22 protein-coding genes are annotated in these 20,208 nt (G+C 30.0%); 10 read left to right on the plus strand and 12 right to left on the minus strand.

Features of this window, described 5'->3' with window-relative positions:
* On the minus strand, nucleotides 1–570 hold the full coding sequence (locus tag Q0881_RS01770) for a DUF3109 family protein (protein WP_299156380.1): 570 nt from the start codon (nucleotides 568–570) through the stop codon (nucleotides 1–3).
* 109 nt (nucleotides 571–679) lie between these two features.
* Here Q0881_RS01770 and Q0881_RS01775 point away from each other — a divergent pair, with 109 nt between their 5' ends.
* From Q0881_RS01775 to Q0881_RS01785, 3 genes are read left to right on the plus strand one after another with little or no spacing between them, the layout of a single operon-like run.
* On the plus strand, nucleotides 680–1,261 hold the full coding sequence (locus Q0881_RS01775) for a MarC family protein (protein ID WP_299156382.1): 582 nt from the start codon (nucleotides 680–682) through the stop codon (nucleotides 1,259–1,261).
* Nucleotides 1,262–1,879, plus strand: coding sequence for an FAD-dependent oxidoreductase (locus tag Q0881_RS01780; RefSeq protein WP_299156384.1), 618 nt, complete (start codon nucleotides 1,262–1,264; stop codon nucleotides 1,877–1,879).
* Between the two features lie 21 nt (nucleotides 1,880–1,900).
* Nucleotides 1,901–3,043, plus strand: a complete 1,143-nt coding sequence (locus tag Q0881_RS01785; protein ID WP_299156386.1) for an endonuclease — start codon at nucleotides 1,901–1,903, stop codon at nucleotides 3,041–3,043.
* A 20-nt stretch (nucleotides 3,044–3,063) separates the two neighbouring features.
* Here the strand turns inward: Q0881_RS01785 and Q0881_RS01790 are convergent, their stop codons facing one another.
* Nucleotides 3,064–3,741: a LytTR family DNA-binding domain-containing protein gene (locus Q0881_RS01790; RefSeq protein WP_299156387.1), complete on the minus strand. Its 678-nt coding sequence runs from the start codon at nucleotides 3,739–3,741 to the stop codon at nucleotides 3,064–3,066.
* Nucleotides 3,742–3,747: 6 nt separating this feature from the next.
* Complete coding sequence (locus Q0881_RS01795) at nucleotides 3,748–4,428, minus strand: histidine kinase (RefSeq protein WP_299156389.1); 681 nt, start codon at nucleotides 4,426–4,428, stop codon at nucleotides 3,748–3,750.
* 475 nt (nucleotides 4,429–4,903) lie between these two features.
* On the opposite strand from Q0881_RS01795, the gene Q0881_RS01800 reads away from it, so the two are divergent.
* A complete protein-coding gene (locus Q0881_RS01800) occupies nucleotides 4,904–5,791 on the plus strand; it encodes a thioredoxin family protein (RefSeq protein ID WP_299156391.1) in 888 nt (295 codons plus the stop codon).
* A gap of 18 nt (nucleotides 5,792–5,809) precedes the next feature.
* Entirely contained in the window at nucleotides 5,810–6,196 is a 387-nt protein-coding gene (locus tag Q0881_RS01805; RefSeq protein ID WP_299156393.1) for a DUF1573 domain-containing protein, read from the plus strand.
* 70 nt (nucleotides 6,197–6,266) lie between these two features.
* On the opposite strand, the gene Q0881_RS01810 is transcribed toward Q0881_RS01805, so the two are convergent.
* The 5 genes from Q0881_RS01810 to Q0881_RS01830 form a co-directional block, all read right to left on the minus strand.
* On the minus strand, nucleotides 6,267–7,370 hold the full coding sequence (locus Q0881_RS01810) for a DNA helicase PriA (protein WP_299156394.1): 1,104 nt from the start codon (nucleotides 7,368–7,370) through the stop codon (nucleotides 6,267–6,269).
* A gap of 65 nt (nucleotides 7,371–7,435) precedes the next feature.
* Nucleotides 7,436–8,572, minus strand: coding sequence for an SPFH domain-containing protein (locus Q0881_RS01815; protein WP_299156395.1), 1,137 nt, complete (start codon nucleotides 8,570–8,572; stop codon nucleotides 7,436–7,438).
* A gap of 125 nt (nucleotides 8,573–8,697) precedes the next feature.
* A complete protein-coding gene (locus Q0881_RS01820) occupies nucleotides 8,698–9,444 on the minus strand; it encodes a succinate dehydrogenase/fumarate reductase iron-sulfur subunit (RefSeq protein ID WP_299156396.1) in 747 nt (248 codons plus the stop codon).
* A 9-nt stretch (nucleotides 9,445–9,453) separates the two neighbouring features.
* Entirely contained in the window at nucleotides 9,454–11,466 is a 2,013-nt protein-coding gene (locus tag Q0881_RS01825) for a fumarate reductase/succinate dehydrogenase flavoprotein subunit (protein WP_299156397.1), read from the minus strand.
* Nucleotides 11,467–11,478: 12 nt separating this feature from the next.
* On the minus strand, nucleotides 11,479–12,156 hold the full coding sequence (locus Q0881_RS01830) for a succinate dehydrogenase cytochrome b subunit (RefSeq protein ID WP_299157014.1): 678 nt from the start codon (nucleotides 12,154–12,156) through the stop codon (nucleotides 11,479–11,481).
* A gap of 225 nt (nucleotides 12,157–12,381) precedes the next feature.
* Here Q0881_RS01830 and Q0881_RS01835 point away from each other — a divergent pair, with 225 nt between their 5' ends.
* Together Q0881_RS01835 and Q0881_RS01840 are read left to right on the plus strand one after the other, a co-directional pair.
* Nucleotides 12,382–13,623, plus strand: a complete 1,242-nt coding sequence (locus Q0881_RS01835; protein ID WP_299156399.1) for a type 1 glutamine amidotransferase domain-containing protein — start codon at nucleotides 12,382–12,384, stop codon at nucleotides 13,621–13,623.
* 96 nt (nucleotides 13,624–13,719) lie between these two features.
* Entirely contained in the window at nucleotides 13,720–14,766 is a 1,047-nt protein-coding gene (locus Q0881_RS01840; protein ID WP_299156401.1) for a helix-turn-helix domain-containing protein, read from the plus strand.
* An 8-nt stretch (nucleotides 14,767–14,774) separates the two neighbouring features.
* Here the strand turns inward: Q0881_RS01840 and Q0881_RS01845 are convergent, their stop codons facing one another.
* Both Q0881_RS01845 and Q0881_RS01850 read right to left on the minus strand, forming a co-directional pair.
* A complete protein-coding gene (locus Q0881_RS01845; RefSeq protein WP_299156403.1) occupies nucleotides 14,775–15,464 on the minus strand; it encodes an alpha/beta hydrolase in 690 nt (229 codons plus the stop codon).
* Nucleotides 15,465–16,091: a hypothetical protein gene (locus tag Q0881_RS01850; protein ID WP_299156404.1), complete on the minus strand. Its 627-nt coding sequence runs from the start codon at nucleotides 16,089–16,091 to the stop codon at nucleotides 15,465–15,467.
* Nucleotides 16,092–16,172: 81 nt separating this feature from the next.
* Between Q0881_RS01850 and Q0881_RS01855 the strand changes: the two genes are divergently transcribed.
* From Q0881_RS01855 to Q0881_RS01865, 3 genes are all read left to right on the plus strand, one after another.
* Nucleotides 16,173–17,018, plus strand: a complete 846-nt coding sequence (locus Q0881_RS01855) for a helix-turn-helix domain-containing protein (protein ID WP_299156406.1) — start codon at nucleotides 16,173–16,175, stop codon at nucleotides 17,016–17,018.
* 374 nt (nucleotides 17,019–17,392) lie between these two features.
* Entirely contained in the window at nucleotides 17,393–17,950 is a 558-nt protein-coding gene (locus Q0881_RS01860) for a carboxymuconolactone decarboxylase family protein (protein ID WP_299156408.1), read from the plus strand.
* 114 nt (nucleotides 17,951–18,064) lie between these two features.
* Nucleotides 18,065–18,427: a cupredoxin domain-containing protein gene (locus tag Q0881_RS01865; RefSeq protein ID WP_299156410.1), complete on the plus strand. Its 363-nt coding sequence runs from the start codon at nucleotides 18,065–18,067 to the stop codon at nucleotides 18,425–18,427.
* Between the two features lie 77 nt (nucleotides 18,428–18,504).
* On the opposite strand, the gene Q0881_RS01870 is transcribed toward Q0881_RS01865, so the two are convergent.
* Entirely contained in the window at nucleotides 18,505–18,897 is a 393-nt protein-coding gene (locus Q0881_RS01870) for a hypothetical protein (RefSeq protein WP_299156412.1), read from the minus strand.
* Between the two features lie 10 nt (nucleotides 18,898–18,907).
* Nucleotides 18,908–20,200 (minus strand): aminopeptidase P family protein, encoded by a 1,293-nt coding sequence (locus Q0881_RS01875; protein WP_299156413.1) that lies wholly within the window; start codon nucleotides 20,198–20,200, stop codon nucleotides 18,908–18,910.
* Between the last annotated feature and the right edge of the window lie 8 nt (nucleotides 20,201–20,208).

A 20,208-nucleotide genomic window follows, 5' to 3' on the forward strand; every position in this document is an offset into this window, starting at 1 on the left:
TTATTTTAAATGCTTTTCAGCCATTTTTTCTAACTCGTCATACCAGTTTTGACCAAACTTTCTTACTAAAGCCTGTTTTACAAATTTATAAACAGGTACCTGTAATTCTTTTCCTAAAGAACATGCATCATCACATATTTCCCATTTGTTATAGTTAACTGCAGAGAACTCACTATAATCTTTAACACGAACTGGGTATAAATGGCAAGAAACTGGCTTCTTCCATTTTACGATTCCTTGATTATAAGCTTCTTCTATAGCACAAAGAGCGGTGTTTTTATCATCAAAGATTACATAAGCACAATCTGCATCATTAATAAGAGGAGTTTCCAATTCACCAAAATCACTTGTAATCCAAGTTCCTTGTTTCTCAATTGCCTCAATACCTTCTTTACGAAGAAAAGGTTTAATTTTTGGATATATGTCTTCTAAAATTTTTGTTTCTTCTTCTTCTAATGGTGCACCAGCATCACCATCAATACAACAAGCACCCTTACATGCTGATAAATTACAAACAAAATCTTTTTCTATAAGATCTTCTGAAACGATGGTTTTTCCTAATTGAAACATAAAAGATATTTAAAGTTGGAAGTTTACATTAACTTCACGTAAATTTAGATGCAAAAATACTAGATTGTAACATTACTTATCTAATTTTGTACACGAAAAACAATATAATATGAATTTTAATTTTAAAGAAATTTTTACCGCCTTTATGGTATTGTTTGCAGTAATTGATATTATTGGAAACATTCCTATAATTATTGACTTACGTAAAAAAGTAGGTCATATTCAATCCGAAAAAGCCTCTGTAATAGCTGGTTTTATTATGATTTTATTCTTATTCGTAGGAGAAAGATTATTAAGTTTAATTGGCATAGATGTACATTCTTTTGCAGTTGCAGGAGCATTTATTTTATTTTTTATTGCTTTAGAGATGATTTTAGGAATTACTTTATACAAAGATGATGAAGATGAAACGTTAACAGCAACTGTTTTTCCACTTGCATTTCCATTAATCGCTGGTCCAGGTAGTTTAACAACACTTTTATCGTTACGTGCTGAATTTGACATAACAAACATCATTATAGCAGTCTTATTAAATGTGTTAGTAATTTATTTAGTACTAAAAACATCTTCTAAAATTGAAAAAATGATAGGTAACAACGGAATTAAAATTATTAGAAAGATTTTTGGAGTAATTTTATTAGCAATAGCGGTAAAATTATTTGCAACGAATATAAAAGTATTATTAGCCTAGATGATTTTTGACGTTTTAATTATTGGAGGAGGAGTTGCAGGAATGCAATGTGCTCTGGTTTTAGGATCTGCTCAAAATAAGATTTACTGTAAGGATAAGAAAATAGGAATAATCTTACATCAACGGACTTCTCATTTGCAAAATGCTTTATTTAATAATGTTTTGGGTTTACCATCTGGAACATTAGGAAAAGATATTTTAGCACAAGGGAAAGAGCAGTTAAGAACAGAATATTCCAACGTAGCCCAATTAGAAAACGAAAAAGTAATAGCTGTTTTAGATGATGGAGAAGAATTGTATAAAGTAGTAACTAATAAAAATGAATACTTTAGTAAGAATGTTGTTGTAGCTTTAAATTATTCTAAACCTTTTGAAATTGCAGGCCTTGAGCAGTATATAGAGCCTCATATGAGGGCTAATGCAATGAAAGACAGAATACAATTGCGTAATTTTAACCATCTAATAAAAAAAGGTTTGTATGTTTGCGGAACTTTAGCTGGATGGCGAAGTCAATTTGCTATAGCAGCAGGTAGTGGAGCAAGTGTAGCTACTGATATATTAACCGAGTGGAATGATAATATACCAACTAAAGTACACGATAAAATAATAATTAAGTAAATTTTTAAAATAGTACATATAATGATGAAAAGAATATTAATGTTAGGGTTTATTACTCTTTTATATATTAATTGTGGAGGAAATGATAATGAAGTGGTTCCTACACCAGACGATAAGGTTTTAGCTGTAAATGATTCTTATCAAGGAGAAGAAAACACAGCAAAAGTAATAAGTAACTTCTTATCAAATGATACTTATAAACAAGGAAATGTTAAGGTAACTGTAGAAGCTACTTCATTAAAAAATGGGAAAATAACTCAAAACGGAAATGAGTTTACGTATACACCAGCTCAAGGTTTTATAGGGAATGACTCTTTTAAATACACAATTTGTAGTACTATTACAGCAACAAGTTGTGCTACCGCTACTATTACCATAACAGTAAAAACAGGATCTGGTAATTCTAATAATTCAGGAAATTTTAATATTCCTTCAGAATTAGCAAGTTATTATAACGACGTGAATTTTACTTTAACAGGAACGTCATTAAAAGATGCTTTAGCAACAAAAATAACAAGTACACACACAACAAATTTATCTTATACTCCAGGAGTTTGGGATGTTTTAAAACAATCAGATTTAGACCCTAGTGATAATACAAAGGTTCTTTTAGTTTATGGATATGATGATACTGATGGAAATACTGTTAACGATAGATCACGTAGTAAAGATGCTAACGGAGGTAATTCTGGAGATTGGAACAGAGAGCATGTATATCCTAAATCTTTAGGAACTCCTAATTTAGGTACTTCTGGTCCAGGTGCAGATGCACATCACTTAAGACCATCAGATGTATCTTTTAACTCTCAAAGAGGAAATAAATTATTTGCCGCTGGATCGGGTAATGCTGGAGATGTGTCTGGAAATTGGTATCCTGGAGAAGAATGGAAAGGAGATGTAGCACGTATGATCATGTATATGTATTTACGTTATGGAAATCAATGTTTACCTAAAAACGTAATCGTTGGGTCAGCTAATTCATCTGATAGTAATATGATTGATTTATTATTGCAATGGAATATTGAAGACCCAGTATCTGATTTTGAAAAAAATCGTAATAATGTAGTTAAGGGTGCACAAGGAAATAGAAATCCAATAATAGATAACCCATATTTAGCTACTGTAATTTGGGGTGGAGCTGATGCAGTTAATACTTGGAAATAAAGATAACACTAGAGTTAAAGTTATTTTAAAATAGCTTTAATCATATTTTTATAAGTTCTTCCAATAGGAAGAGAAATATTATTAATAGATAAACTTGTTCCGGTAAGTTTATCTATTTTTTTTGTGTTTACAATGTACGATTTGTGAATTTGTACAAATTGATTAGAATCTAAAGAAAGTTTCCAGTTTTTAAGAGAATCAATAATAGTTAATTTTTTGGCAGAAGTATAAAAAGTAATATAGTTTCTATCAGATTCTAAGTATAATATATCCGATATATATACTTTATGTATTGTTTTATCGATGTTTAAAAAAAGAGCTTTTTCCTGTTTTATCTCTTGATGATTTAAATTTTTTTCAACCTTAGTTATAGCTTTTAAAAAACGATCAAAAGAAAAGGGTTTCACTAAATAATCAACAATAGTGTCTAGTTCAAAACTTGAAACTGCATAATCCGGGTATGCAGTAGTAATAACTACTTTAGGAGGATTTTTAATTGTTTTTATAAAATCTAATCCAGAAATATCAGGTAAATTAATATCTAAAAAAATAACATCTACAGTTTCACTTTTTAAAAAGTTGTTTGCATCAATAGCGGTTTGAAAAGTTTTTATCAAACAAATATCAGGCACTTTACGAATATAGTTCTTTAAAATATTTTGAGCAGGAAGTTCATCTTCAATAATAATACAATTCATTCCAGATTAATTTAAATTTAGAATTAATGATGTTGTAAAAATATTAGCACGATCAATTTCTAATTGATATTTATCTTTATATAATAAGTTTAGTCGTTTTTTTAAATTTTCTAAGCCTATAGCATTTGAATTTGTAATTAATTTATCATTAAAACTATTTTTAGAAACACAAGTTAACACGTTGTTTTTTACATTGATTTCAATAGTAATAACACTATTTATAGAGCTGTGTTTAAAAGCATTTTCAATAATAGTAATTAATAAAAGTGGAGCTATCGTATAATCATCTTTATCTACAGAGGTATGATAGTTAATTTGTTTTAAACCTTCTGTTCTAATTTTATGAAAAGTAACATAATTATTAATGAACTGTATTTCTTTATCTAAACTTACTTTTTCAGCATTACTTTCATATAAAACATGTTTTAAGTTATCAGATAATTTTAAAATTAAATCTGGGGTATTATCAGGTTTTTCAAGTGAATATGAATAAATAGTGTTTAAATTATTAAATAAAACGTGAGGGTTTATCTGCGATTTTAAAAATTTTAACTCCATCTCGGTTCTTTCTTGTTTAATATTTTCAACTTCTTCTGTTTGATTAATATATCTAAAAAGCATCCATATAAAAGAGAAAAATAAAAGAGGAGTTAAGGTTTGCCATAAATAATCACTTAAACATTTCATAATTGTACAACCACAACGTGTAAAAATATTACAGTATAGTTGGGTAGCTAAAAAAGAAATGAGAATAAAAATTAAACTATATAGTATGTACCATTTCTTTTTGACAAAAAAAGGTAGCAAAATTTGATTGTTGGTGTAAACAATTACAACAAGAATAAAAAAATACTGCAAAAAAGGGTTTTCAGCCCAATAATAGGGTGTGAAAACAAATAGTGAGACAAATGTAAATAAAGCCCAGAAAAGCACATGAATTAAAGCCTCAACACTGTTTTTTCTATTTAGTTTAATCATAGGGTTTGTAAGTAACTAAAATTTCATCATTCAACAAAAGAATAAGTATGAAAGGTTATTTAGCCAGTATCAAATGCAGCTTTTACAAATATAGTTGTTGTTAATACTGTTTTATATGCTTAATATCCTTCAAGTTTTTTTCTAGAATGAGAATCAAATAAATTCGAACATAATTCTAAAAAAGATGAAAAAACTATTAATAAATGCATTCCTTTTAATCAGCTGTATAAGTAATGCACAGCAAATTAATCAAACAACTCAAGATAGTAAAGGAAGACTTATGTTATTGGGTAAAACCAACAAAAAAGCTTTTGTAACTAAAGAATTCTCTTGGTTTCAGAAGAACTATAATAAATATATTATTAACGATAAAGTAGTCAATAAATTAAAAGATTCACTTAAAAATTATAAAATCAAAGCATTCTATGGTACTTGGTGCGGAGATAGCAAACGAGAAATTCCAAAATTCTATAAAGTACTTGATAAAGCAGGGTTTAATAAAAATGGTTTAGAAGTAATTGCAGTTGATAGAAAACCAGAAGCATATAAAGCATCACCAAATGGAGAAGAGAAAGGGTTGAATATTCACAGAGTACCAACATTTATTTTTTATAAGAATAATAAAGAAGTGGGAAGAATTGTTGAGTATCCAAAGCAAGATTTTGAGCGTGACATTCTTACTATTATTAATGGGGAAAGATATGTTCCACAATACATAGTAGTTGAAAATTTACACAAATTAATGAAGCTTAAAACATTAGAAGAATTAAAGAAAGAAGAGAAAAAACTAATGGTTTCATTTGCTGAATTTACAAAGGGAAGTAGAGAGTTAAATACTTTTGGATATAAATTATTACGATCTAAACAAATAGATAAAGCCTTATTTGTATTTGAATTGAATACTAAAATGTATCCATATAAGTATAATGTTTTTGATAGTTTGGGAGAAGCCTATTATACAATTAAAGATTATGAACAATCATTAAAAAACTATGACAAAGTTTTAAAATTAAAACCGAACGATAAGACTGCTTTGGAAATGATTGAGAAAATAAAAAAAGAAATGATTTAATAATTTAAAACAAAAAACATGAAAACAATTTTACCTTTTTTAGTAATCTGTTTTATTACAGTTACTGTAAGTGCTCAGGAATTTAAATTTGTAACAGAATCAATAGATTACGGAAAAATAAGTCAAGGATCAGAAGGAAGGCGAGTATTTGAATTTACCAACGTAGGAAATGCTCCTTTAATAATTAAAGATATAAAATCTACTTGCGGATGCGCAATACCAAAGAAACCTGAAAAGCCAATTATGCCAGGAGAAAAAGGGCAAATAGAAGTATCGTATGATACAATGAGAATGGGAGGGTTTTCAAAAGCGGTAACTATTCTGTCAAACGCAAAAAAATCACGAAAAATGCTAAAAATTAAAGGGTTTGTTAGTAAAGATAAACTTAATAAAGAAAAAGTTTAATTTACTGTTTGTAGAAAAACCGAGTTATCACTAACTCGGTTTTTTAATAGGTATTTAAAATAGTATCATTTTATTTATCAGATACAATTATAATTATTGCGATGATTAGAATGATAAATAAAACAAGAAAAAATATTTTCCAAAAAGAATAAGGTCTATTACCCGATATTATCCCAGTTTGTCCATTTACATAAAAATTAAATTTCTTGCTATTAAAAATATAGGAAGATATATAAACAGGTAATAATATATGTTTAAAAGTCTCTTCAGAAAGTTTCATTTCTATATTATTTACACGCTGTGTATCGCCACCTATGTCTCTGCAAGCCCAGTTAGTTGCAATATTTTCAGCTTCGGTTTGAGATTTTAAATGTCCATCTTCTAAAGGTAAAGTGTACTTTTCAGTTATAAAACCAGCTAAATATTTAGAGTTAAAAGTTTCTAAGGAAGTTAAATTCCAATTTGCTATTTCGCTAGGTAATGAATTGTTTCTTTTTTTTGAAGCATTTATAAGTGTGTCGTCAATAAAGCCACTTACAGAACCAGAAGCAGGTGTCCATCTAGTTTTCCTTACTTGTCTTGTTCTTCTTACACTTTTCCCATTTTCAGTAGTATTATAGCTTTCAGTAACGTAATAATAATCTCCTCGCTGTCCAATATAATTAGCAAAAAGTTCAGCGTCAAAAGTCCAATAAGGAACATACAACCCTTTAGTTTTTTGAGGGTCTAAAGCCGCTTTTTGAAGTTTATTAGGAGCAAACCATAAACTTTTTACCCATTTCCTGAAAATCTCATGAGACTGCTTATGTGTTAATTGAAAAGGAAGTATAGCTCCTGGTAAAATCCAATCTTCATTATAAGCATCTTCTACTACTAAGGGTTGACTACAATATACACAGTGTAAAGATTTGTAACTTTCTTCAACATGTTGATTTGCTCCACAGGACTTACAATGTAACATACTAATTTTTTCAGTATGAGATTGTGCTCCCATTTTATCTAAATAAGGATACAGTTCAAGTTCTTCAAATACAGAATCCGTTTCTTCTATAGTCTCTTCATAACCGCAATAATCACATTTAATTTCAGAAGAACCGGGCTTATATAATAGCTCTGCGCCACAGTTAATACATGGTTTTTTTTGTTCAGAATGTTGTATTGTTTCTTGATTCATTGATGTTAAAATCTACCTGTTATTTATTACAATAACAGGTAAGGTTTCAATTATAGATTTTTATTTTAATTATTTGGTAATGGAGGTGGAACTGAACCTAATAAGTTTTGTAATTCAGGTACACTTTGTAAACTACTCCAGTTGGTCATACCTTGTTTCCAAATTAATGTATTTGCATTAATAGTTCTATTTCCAAATAAGCTTTTTAAAGCATCATAATTAACAGGTCCAGCTTGTTGACCATTGGCAGCATAAAAATACTGTACTTGATTTGGTAACGGTGGAGGAACAGCTCCAGTTGGAGTTGATTGGTTGGTGGTTGTAGTTGTTTGCGTTTGTTGGTTAAATAATGTTCCCATTTGTTGAGCCATAGCAAAACCCATACCCATACCTATACCAGCACCTGCAGCACCAGATTCATTAGCAGCAGCTACTTCCATTGCTTTAGCAGCTTTAAATTTAGTTAACTTATCTAAATCTAGTTTATTAAGCCTACTGTACTCAAAAATTTCTTTTTTAAGATCTTCAGGCATTGAAACATTTTCAATGAAGAACTTTTCTAATGATATACCTACCGAATTAAATTCTGGATTCATTACTTCCAAGCAAGTCTCCGATAATTCATTAGTATTGGCAGCATATAATTCTATAGGTAAATTAGCTTCTCCAATAGTATCGGTAAAACGAGTAGAAATTAAACTTTTAAGATGTTCGTTAATTTCATAATTGGTAAAATGACTATCAGTACCAACAATATCAGTAATAAATTTACCCGCATCGTTAATTTTGAAGGCATAGGTACCAAAGGCTCTAACTTCTACAAAACCAAAACGATCATCATTTAATGTAATTGGATTTTTCGTTCCCCATTTTTCATCAGTAAACAAGCGAGAACTAACAAAATATACCTCAGCTTTAAAAGGACTATTAAAACCATACTTCCAACCTTTTAAAGTAGCTAATATGGGTAAGTTTTGTGTGTTTAAGGTATATGTACCTGGCTTAAATACATCGGCTAATTGACCTTCATTTATAAACACAGCTACTTGTCCTTCACGAACGATTAATTGTGCTTCGTTTTTAATTTCGTTTTGGTATCGTTCAAAACGATGAACTATTGTATCATTAGTATTATCTAACCATTCAATTATATCAATAAACTCGTGACTTAGTTTCTTTTTTATTTCATCGAAAATTCCCATTTGATTCTTTTTAATAGATTACTCTTACAATATAAGTAATCTTAATTTATTTTTTGTTACAAGTTTTACCAACAAAAAAACTCAAGCTATTAGCTTGAGTTTTTTAAATATTATATAAAAAAGGTTTATCCTTTTAAACTTGCTTTCATAAATTCACTATTCATACGAGCAATGTTTTCTAAAGAAATTCCTTTAGGACATTCAATTTCACAAGCACCAGTATTAGTACAGTTTCCAAAACCTTCAGCATCCATTTGAGCTACCATGTTTAAAACACGATCTGTAGCTTCTACTTGTCCTTGAGGTAATAAAGCATATTGAGATACTTTAGCACCTACAAATAACATTGCAGAAGAGTTTTTACAGGTAGCAACACAAGCACCACAACCAATACAAGTTGCAGCATCCATAGCGTCATCTGCATCTTTTTTAGGAATTGGAATTGCGTTTGCATCTTGCGTATTTCCTGAAGTGTTTACAGAAATGTAACCACCAGCTTGTTGTATACGTTCAAAAGAAGTTCTATCAACAACTAAATCTTTAATTACAGGAAATGCTGCAGCTCTAAATGGCTCAATAGTAATAGTATCACCATCTTTAAACATACGCATGTGTAACTGACAAGTAGTTACACCTCTGTCTGGTCCGTGAGCTTCACCATTAATATACATTGAACACATACCACAAATACCCTCACGACAATCATGATCAAAAGCAACAGGTTCATCACCTTTATTAATTATTTGCTCATTAAGCACATCCATCATTTCTAAGAAAGACATATGCTCAGAAATGTCGGTTACTTGGTAATCGACCATTTTTCCTTTATCACTTGCGTTTTTTTGACGCCAAACTTTTAAAGTAAGATTCATAATACTTTCTTATTTATATGAACGTTGTTTCAATTCAATATCGTTAAACTCTAATTCTTCTTTGTGTAAAACTGCATTTGCAGGTTCTCCTTTATATTCCCAAGCAGCAACATATGCGTAATCTTTATCGTTACGTTTTGCTTCTCCTTTTTGTAATCCGTCTAATTCAACAGATTCTTCTCTAAAGTGACCTCCACAAGACTCGTTTCTATTTAATGCATCCTTTGCAAATAATTCTCCTAACTCTAAGAAATCAGCTACTCTTCCAGCTTTTTCTAATTCAGGGTTCATTTCGTTTGCATCACCAGGTACAGTAACGTTTTTCCAAAAATCTTCACGTAACGCTTTAATTTCAGCCATTGCTTCTTTTAAACCTTGTTCGTTACGAGCCATTCCACATTTTTCCCACATGATTTTTCCTAATTTCTTGTGGTAATAATCTACAGAATGTTCTCCTTTATTATTGATAAAGAAATCTACACGTTCTTTAACTGCTTTCTCAGCTTCTTCAAACTCTTTAGAATCTGTTGAGATTTTACCTGTACGAATATCATCAGATAAATAATCTCCAATTGTATAAGGTAATACGAAATAACCATCAGCTAAACCTTGCATTAGTGCAGAAGCTCCTAAACGGTTTGCACCATGATCAGAGAAGTTAGCTTCCCCTATACAATATAAACCATCAACTGTAGTCATTAAGTTATAATCAACCCAAACACCACCCATTGTATAGTGTGTTGCAGGATAAATCATCATTGGAGTTTCATATGGATTTTCATCTACAATCTTCTCATACATTTGGAATAAGTTACCGTATTTTGCTTCAACGATAGCTTGTCCTAATTCGTATATTTTTGCTTCAGAAGGATTAGTTACGTGTTGTAATTTTGCTTGCTCTCTACCATAACGATCGATTGCCGATTTAAAATCTAAGTATACAGCTTCTCCTGTTGCATTTACTCCGTAACCAGCATCACAACGCTCTTTTGCTGCACGAGAGGCAACATCACGAGGTACTAAATTACCAAATGCAGGATATCTTCTTTCTAAGTAATAATCTCTTTCATCTTCAGTCAATTCAGTAGGCTTTTTACGACCTTCTCTAATTGCCAATACATCTTCTATATTCTTAGGAACCCAAATACGTCCATCATTACGTAATGATTCAGACATTAAGGTTAACTTAGATTGGTAGTCTCCCGAACGAGGAATACACGTTGGGTGAATTTGTGTATAACAAGGATTTGCGAAATACGCTCCTTTTTTATGAATTTTCCAAGCTGCAGTTGCATTAGAACCCATTGCATTGGTTGATAAGAAATATACATTTCCGTATCCACCAGTTGCAATTACAACGGCGTGTGCTGAATGACGTTCGATTTCACCAGTAATTAAATTACGAGTGATAATTCCACGAGCTTTTCCATCAACAATAACAACATCTAACATTTCGTGACGATTGAACATTTCAATTTTACCACGAGCAATTTGACGGTTCATTGCAGAGTAAGCACCTAATAATAACTGCTGACCAGTTTGTCCTTTTGCATAAAAAGTTCTTGAAACTAATACACCACCAAATGAACGGTTATCTAATAACCCACCATATTCACGAGCAAAAGGAACTCCTTGTGCTACACATTGGTCAATAATATCAGCAGAAACTTCTGCTAAACGATGTACGTTAGCTTCACGAGAACGGTAATCTCCACCTTTTACAGTATCGTAAAATAATCGGTAAAAAGAATCACCATCACCTTGATAGTTTTTTGCTGCATTAATTCCTCCCTGTGCTGCAATCGAATGTGCTCTACGTGGAGAATCTTGATAAGCAAATGCTTTAACATTATAGCCTAATTCAGCTAAAGTTGCTGAAGCAGAACCACCAGCTAAACCTGTACCAACTACAATAACATCAATGTTACGTTTGTTAGCAGGGTTAACTAAATCAATTTTGTCTTTATAAGTTGTCCATTTATCTTTAATTGGACCTTTTGGTACTTTTGAATCTAAAGCCATACTTGTTTCGTATTAATGATTGAAATGGTGAAATAATGCAATAATGATAAATCCAACAGGTAATCCAATTGCATAAATTTTACTGAATGTTTTCAATCCTTTAGTGTATTTATTATTTGCTCCAACTGATTGGAATGCAGAACTAAAACCATGTAACAAGTGCATTGCTAAAAATACAAATGCAATGATGTAAGCACCAACTCTAATTGGATTTAAGAATTTGTGTTGTAATTCGTGGAAATATCTAAGTTCTCCATCGTGTAAACCACTCCAGTCACCTTGAATGAATTTGGTGTTAATTTCTGGGAACCAGAAATCTACGAAATGTAACAATACAAATGCTAAAATTGCTGCTCCAGACCAAATCATGTTTCTACTCATCCAAGTAGAATTTGCTGCTCCGTTATTCTTAGCATAACTTACTTTTCTTGCACTCCAGTTTTTTGCTTCTAATACAAATCCCATTACAAAGTGAAAAACTACTCCGAAAATTAAGACAGGTTGCATTACATATTGTATTAACGCGTTGGTTCCCATGAAATGAGATAACTTGTTAAATGTAGCTCCGTTGTCTGGAAAAATTGAAGTAATGTTGATTGCAAAGTGCTGTAATAAGAAAAACATCAAGAAGAATGCCGAAAGTGCCATGGCAAATTTTCTTCCGATTGAAGATTTTAATAATCCCATTATTTTGTTTATTGATTATAATATACTACAAATTTAAGGGCTTCACGCTACACGGACAAACTTTACGAATTCTTTTCTTAAATATTTAGAATGGGTTTAAATAGGAAGAGTAGTCTGCTAAAAAATAAATGATTAAATAACCTTTTGCTCTGATGAAATTATCATTTACTCAGTTTTTATAAGAGTGTTTGTAGTAATTCGCAGTATAATTAGAACAAAATTTATATAATGAAATCAGGAAAAAAAATCGTAATAGGAATAATCATTGGATTAGCATTCGGTGTCGTAATAGGATTAACAATAAATAATTTAGCTCTTGGGATTATTGTTGGAACAGCTTTAGGAGTAGCTACGGGAGTTATTTTTAAATTAAAAAAGTATCCAAAATTAAAATGGACGTTAGTTTCAGTAATTGGTTTAATAATAATTATTATTTCATTCGGAGTTTGGTTTATTAATCTCTTGCCTCTTCAGGAAATGAAAAAGGATTTAACATCGAGTAAAATGGAAGATATTTCTTATTTATCTAAAAACATTATTCCACAAAGAGGAAAAATATTAGCAGTGGTTACCAGTACTGAAACCATGGGAAATAGTGGAAAAAGTACAGGTTATGAGTTAACTGAATTATCACGTGCTTACTATGTTTTTAAAGCGAATGGTTTTGAAGTAGATGTGGCAAGTCCTTTAGGAGGAAAACCAGCAGTTATTCTTGATGATGATGATATGAGAGAATTTGATTATGCTTTTTTAAATGATTCTATAGCACAATATAAAACGAGTCATACAATTCCATTGAATGATGTAAAAGGAGAAGATTATAGTGCTGTGTTTTTTGTTGGAGGTAAAGGAGCAATGTTCGATTTCCCACATAATAAAGCAATTCAAGAAATTGTAAAAAATCATTACCAATCAGGTAAAGTTATTGGGGCAGTTTGTCATGGACCTGCTGCTTTAGTAAATGTAACTCTTGATAATGGAACACATCTTTTAGAGAATAAAAAAGTAAGTGGTTTTACAAATGAAGAAGAATTACTGTTAATTCCGGATGCAGCATCTATATTTCCTTTTCTTTTACAAGATAAATTAACATCGAGAGGAGCTAAATTTAATGAAGGAGCGATGTATTTAGAAACAATAAGTCATGATAATAATTTAATAACAGGACAGAATCCTTGGTCTACATGGAAATTAGCCGAGACTATGATAAAACAATTAGGATATATGCCTAAGTATAGAGAGAATACAGGAGAAGAAAATGCTGGAAAAGTTCTGTTAGTGTACGAAAAAGAAGGTTCTAAAAAAGCAAAAGAGTTAATTGATAAATTAATAATACAAGAGAAAAAGCAAGTTGATAGATTATTAATGGCATCACACAGTGTTATGGCAGCAATGAAAGGAGATATAGGTCAATTTTTTGGTTTGTTAGGATTAACTTCTTATACAAAAAGTAAATCTAAAAGGAATTAAACAAGATCATTTTGAAAACTTAAGAAAACATAAATCCAAAGTGATTTATGTTTTTTGATTTTAGTAAATATTCATAAATTTGAGGAAAATATTCTATTGAGTTTTTTAGAAATACTTCTTATCATTATTAGCAGTGCAGGTCTTTTGCATGGTGTTTTATTTGCTTTTTATTTAGGCTTTTTTAAAAAGAAAAAAGTACTAACTAATTTATTATTAGGGCTCATATTAATTTTTATGGCTTTTAGAATAGGGAAGTCTGTAATGATGAATTTTGGTGATGATTTAGAACCTGTATTTATCTTTGCAGGATTAGCTTTTTTACTATTAATTGGCCCATTGTTGAGATGGTATTTATTAGGAATGTTACGCCCTAATTTTAAACTAACAAAAAGCTATTTTGTAGAATTAACTCCTTTTTTTTTAGTTTTTATAATGAGTTTTTTTATTACCAAAGAATTGTTTGAAAACAATAAGATTGTAATAATAATACTTTCAAGCGTACTTCTTTTTATTTATCTACATTTTGCTTTTTATATAGGAGTTTCATGGAAATTGTTGAAAAATAAAAAAAAGGAATTAGAAAAAGAGAGAAAAACGAAATCACAAAAAGCAATATTCGATTGGTTAAAACTTGTTATTATTGGTTTTGTTATTATTTGGATTTCATATTTTTTAAATCTTATAGAAGATTCAGTTCCATATATTATTGGACCAATAATGTATTCGATAATTATCTATTTCCTAAGTTATAAAGCGTTTGAGTTAAAAATTACAGAAATAGATGGAAATGTTTTTAAACCCAATGATAATTTAATTTTGTTTAATCGAATATCTAAATTAATTATAGATGATGGATTGTATTTTGAATCAGATTTAACACTTTCAAAATTAAGTAATTTGTTGGGGGAAAGTACTCAGAATGTATCATTAATTATTAATCAATATGCTAAACGAAATTTTAATGATTTTATCAATTATTATAGAATTCAAGAGGCAAAAAAGATGCTTTTAGATCCAAGTAACGAAAAGTTTACCATTTCTTCAATAGCATTTGATATTGGATTTGGTAGCCTATCTTCTTTTAATAGTGCTTTTAAAAAGCTTGAAGGAACAACACCATCAAGTTTTAGAAAAAATAAATAAATATTTTATCAATTAGCTAAAACAAAATTTAAAATATTAGATAATTCTTGAGGCTTTTCTAAAGGAATCATATGCCCACAATTTTTAATGCTAATGAATTTTCCTTTTAAAGTACGGTTAGCTGCTTTTTTTATTTCTTCAGAAAGAACTAGCGCATCGTTTTTGGCAGAAACAAACAAAATAGGAGTATTCAATTTAGAAACTTGTTCAGAAATATCTATCCTAGAAGAGGTAGCTTTTAACTGACGGATTAAAACTTCTTTGCCTAAATCGTTATCCATTTTTCTAATAACTCCAGTAATTTTTTTGTTGTGATGATTATCTGGATGTAAGAACTGTTGAATTCTTGTTTGCGAAATTCCTTTGTATTTATGTTTTTCTAAAAAAGTAGTAGTACTTTGCCTTAGTAGAATTTCTTTTTCGTTTAACCCATTTGCATTGGCAGCCACAATAATTAATTTTTTGACTTTTTCTGGAAAGTGAATAGCAAAATTTAAGGCAGAGAATCCACCTAAAGAGAATCCAACAATAATTGCAGGTTCTTCAATTTTAGATAAAATAATAGTATTGATTTCTTTAAAAGAAATTGCGGAAGTAATATCAACATATATGGGTTCTATGTTTTCTAATTTTGGAAATACAAATTGCCATAGATCTACAGTACACATAGTACCAGAAATAAAATATACTTTTTGCATTTATTTTTTACTATTAGAATTAATCAAACATTTATTGTTCTCCCATTTACCTTTTAAAGACTCTTGAGTAATGTGTTCATTGTTACAAGTTAAAAAACCACCTTGTTTGTCTTTTTTAATTACTCTTAGTTTTCCATCAAGAATTGCATTGATAACTCTGTAAATTAACCCATTTTTTGGAGTTTTACTTCCTTTTCGAGTAAAAGATAATCCGATTTCATTATTAAACAAATCCATAGTAGAAGATATTTTATCTGGAATAACTCCATCCTCTAATTTGCGTTTTTTATAGGTTTTGTAATTTTCTCTTTCATGTGCTTTACCTAAAGAACGTGCAGCGTTTAAACCAATTTCTTGTCGTAAACTAGCCATCCAAAAAGCATGGCGAAAAGCATCTACTTGTCCACCTGAAGGATCACCATCTAAAAGAGGAGATTTTTTAATAGAGTCAGCAATTCTATTTGCTTCACGTGAAACATTTAATGCTTTTTTTGCCTTGAAAGGATGAAATAGCACCCACATCTTTTTTTGATGTGATAGTTTTTTTAATTTTTTCCAGTTCGATTGTGAGAAAGCAATAGTGTTTAAAAAGATGAAATAAACAAATAAAAACCTCTTAATTGACATGTAATGAATTTTAGTTCAAATATAGCCTTGTTTTGTTAGCTAATAATATTTTTTCGACCAAGAATAAAACTATGCAAAACTATGGCTATACAAGAGGTAACTTCACATTCGTACAAAGATATTTTTAGTTTACAAACAATTCAGTTTGATAAGACCTGTGTCATAAACAAACCGCAACGAATAGATGAGTATAAAATTTTTTGGATTAAACAGGGTACTGGAAAATATAGTATAGACTTTGAAACCTATTCTTTTGAAGGAAATGTACTGTGTTTTCTATCTCCAGGACAGATATTTTCTGTCGATTCAGAAAAGATAAACGAAGCGCATTTGTTAAGTTTTGTGCGAGATTTTTATTGTATTCAAACACATGATTCCGAAATAGCATGTAATGGAATCTTATTTAATAATATTTATGAAACACCATTTGTAAAACCGTGTAAAAAGGATATAGAAAAATTAAATTTCATTCTAGAAAGTTTAGTTGATGAGTTAAAAAACACTGAAACTGCACAGTATGATATGCTACAAGCATATTTAAAACAGTTTATAATTCATTCAGTAAGAATAAAAAAAGAGTTACATACTGTAAAAGAAGATTCCGAAACAAAGTTATTTAAAGATTTTAGTTTGTTGGTAGAACAAAATTTTAAAAAACTACACAGTGTTACCGATTATGCTAATCGTTTAGGAATTTCACCAAAATCGTTAACGAAGCATTTTCAAAAAATAGGAACAAAAACTCCTAGCGATTTTATTAAAAATAGGGTGATAACAGAAGCAAAACGAAAATTATTGTATTCAACAGAAGCAATAAAAAATATAGCGTTTGATTTAGGGTTTAACGATCCTGCATACTTTTCTCGCTTTTTCAATAAAGCAACAGGGCAGTCGCCAAAACAGTTTCAAAAAGAACAAAAGGCATAAAAAAACTCGCAACACACAAGGGCTACGAGTAAGGGGTATTATTAAAGGGGGTATAACATAAGGGGATATGTTATGTATAATAATGAGACAAATATAACATTCTTTTCCATTTAGCCAATTAACATAGGTTAATATTTTTAAAAAAAAAGTCCTAACGTTAGGAACCTTTGTCCATTTTTAGAAGGTTATTCTCGTCGCATCTTTGTACTAGAATTTTAACCAATGGTTTTCATGGTTAATTAAAAATATAAAAAATGAAGACAGCAGAAGAATATCAATGCCCTAATTGTTGGGGATACCAAGAATACGACAAACAATTTTCTGAAAGAGAATTGTGTAACAAACAAAATTAAAAACTTTTAAAAAATATAAAAATGAGTACAAGAATTGAAACATTAAATCCAGAAACAATAACAGGGAAATCAAAAGAATTATTTGATACAGTACAAAACAAACTAGGCTTTATACCTAATTTAATAAAGGTGTTTGGAAATTCGCCAGCTACTTTACAAAGTTATTTAAGCTTAGGAGACTTAACTGCTAGTGGAAATTTTTCAAATAAATTTAGAGAGCAACTAGCATTAGCTATTGCTGAAGAAAATGAGTGTAACTATTGTTTATCTGCGCACACAGCAATTGGTAAAATGAATGGTTTAACAGAAGCTGAAACTGCACAAAACAGACAAGGTATATCGGTTGATGCCAAAGTACAAGCTGGATTAAACTTTGCACAAAGTGTAACTAAAAATAGAGGTAAAGTAAGTTCTGAAGAAATAGCAGCAGCAAAAGCAGCAGGTTATAACGATGGAGATATATTAGAAATAGTATTAAACGTAGTTTCTAATACACTAACAAATTATGTAAATCATATAGCAGAAACAGAGATCGATTTTCCAGAAGTAGAAGCAGGAAAATTTACTGTAAAAGCATAACAAAAATCTTGAGTTAGTTCTTGTAGTAATATGTGAGGCATAACTATAATAACTGTTATAGACTACAAGACTGCTCAACCCTTAAATAAATTTATAATTATAAAAACAAATCAAATGAAACGAATTATTGCAATTTTAGTATTAACATTAGGTATTGCTTTTCAAGCAAATGCACAAGATGTAAAAACAGTAGCTTTAGAACAAACAAAAGGTGAGTTTACGCAACAAGGATTAACCCTAAAAGAAGGAACTTATATTTTTGAAATTTCAAACAAAGAAGTAGGGCACGATGTAGGTTTTGTATTAGCTCCAAAAGGGAAAGTAGAAGCGAAAGATCATATCAAGAATGCTTATGTAACTTCTTTAGTAAAAAACAATTCAAAGTCTACTTCTAAAAAAGTAAGCTTAAAAAAAGGAGAATACGTGTATTTTTGCCCGTTAAATCCAACCCCACAATACACTTTAAAAGTAGAGTAAGCTTTTATATATAAAAAGAAACCCCTGCATATTTTGCGGGGTTTTCTTTATGTTAAAACTCAAAAATACAATTAAATTTAATCAAGTTTAATTACTTCTTTTTTTAATACCATTTCACTTATGTTTGAAGAAGAAACTTGAAGGTAACCATTGTTTGTTTTTTCAATAATCTTACAAGTTAAAATCATTTCAGGTAGATTTTTATTTTGCGGATTCATTAAATCTTCAACAACTTTAAGTTGATAGGTACAATCATTAATCCAAGTTACAGAGAGTTTTATTTTGTATTTGTGTTTTTTGTTTTCTTCTATTTGATATTTTGATGTTCTCTCAATATCAGTAACACCACTCAATTTATCCACTATTCTATATTTACCAATTTTAAATGAAGAACAATTGACGTTCTCTTTTTTATTTTGACAGTAAGTATTAGATACAATTAATAATAATATAATAGCTAACTTCTTCATTCTTTTGTAATTATTTATTCATAATATCTTCAATCTCATCAGCGTCAATAGGAATGTTACGCATTAAGTTAAAAGGCTCTCCAGTTTCTTGTATTACCACATCGTCTTCTAAACGAACGCCAAAGCCTTCATCTGGAATATAAATACCTGGTTCTACTGTAAATACCATATTAGCTTGCATTGGCTCGTGTAATAAACCATAGTCATGAGTATCTAAACCCATATGGTGAGAAGTACCGTGCATAAAGTATTTTTTATAAGCAGGCCATTTTGGATCTTCGTTTTGTACATCGGCTTTGTCTAATAAACCTAAACCTAACAATTCAGAAGTCATTAATTTACCAACTTCTACGTGGTAATCAGCCCAAATAGTTCCAGGAACTAATAATTTTGTAGCGTCATTTTTCACACGATTTACAGCATTGTATACTGCTTTTTGTCTGTCGGTAAAACGACCAGAAACAGGTACTGTTCTTGTCATGTCAGATGAATAGTTAGCATATTCTGCACCTACATCCATTAAAATTAAATCACCAGCTTTACATTGCTGATTATTTTCAATATAGTGTAATACATTTGCGTTGTTACCTGAAGCAATAATTGGTGTATAAGCGAATTTTTTAGAACGATTTCTAATAAATTCGTGAATAAATTCTGCTTCAATTTCATATTCCCAAACTCCAGGTTTTATAAAATCTAAAACACGTCTAAATCCTTTTTCAGTAATATCACAAGCTGTTTGTAATAAACCCAACTCTATTTGGTCTTTTAAAGAACGTAAACGTTGTAAAATAGGATTACTTTTTGCTACTGAGTGTGCAGGATATTTTTCTAATAACCATTTTGTAAAACGAGCCTCACGAGTTTCTGTTTCTACAGAAGCACGATAATGTTCGTTTGTATTTATGTAAACAGTTTCTGCCAAAGCCATCATTTCTGCCAATACTTTTTCTAAGTCTTGTAACCAAAAAACAGATTTAATACCACTTGTTTCTAAAGCTTTTTCTTTAGTTAATTTTTCTCCTTCCCAAACAGCAATATGCTCATTTGTTTCACGTAAAAACAACACCTCACGTAAATTTTCTTTCGGACAATTTGGAAATAATACTAAAATACTTTCTTCTTGATCTACACCACTTAAAAACAAGATGTCACGGTGTTGTTCAAAAGGTAAGGTACTATCTGCACTTACTGGATATATATCATTTGAGTTAAAAACGGCTAAACTATTTGGCTTCATTTGAGCCATAAAGTTTTTACGGTTTTTAATATATAAATCTCTATTTATTGGATGGTATTTCATAATAAATT

Source organism: uncultured Tenacibaculum sp. (assembly GCF_947494125.1).
Classification (GTDB): Bacteria; Bacteroidota; Bacteroidia; order Flavobacteriales; family Flavobacteriaceae; genus Polaribacter.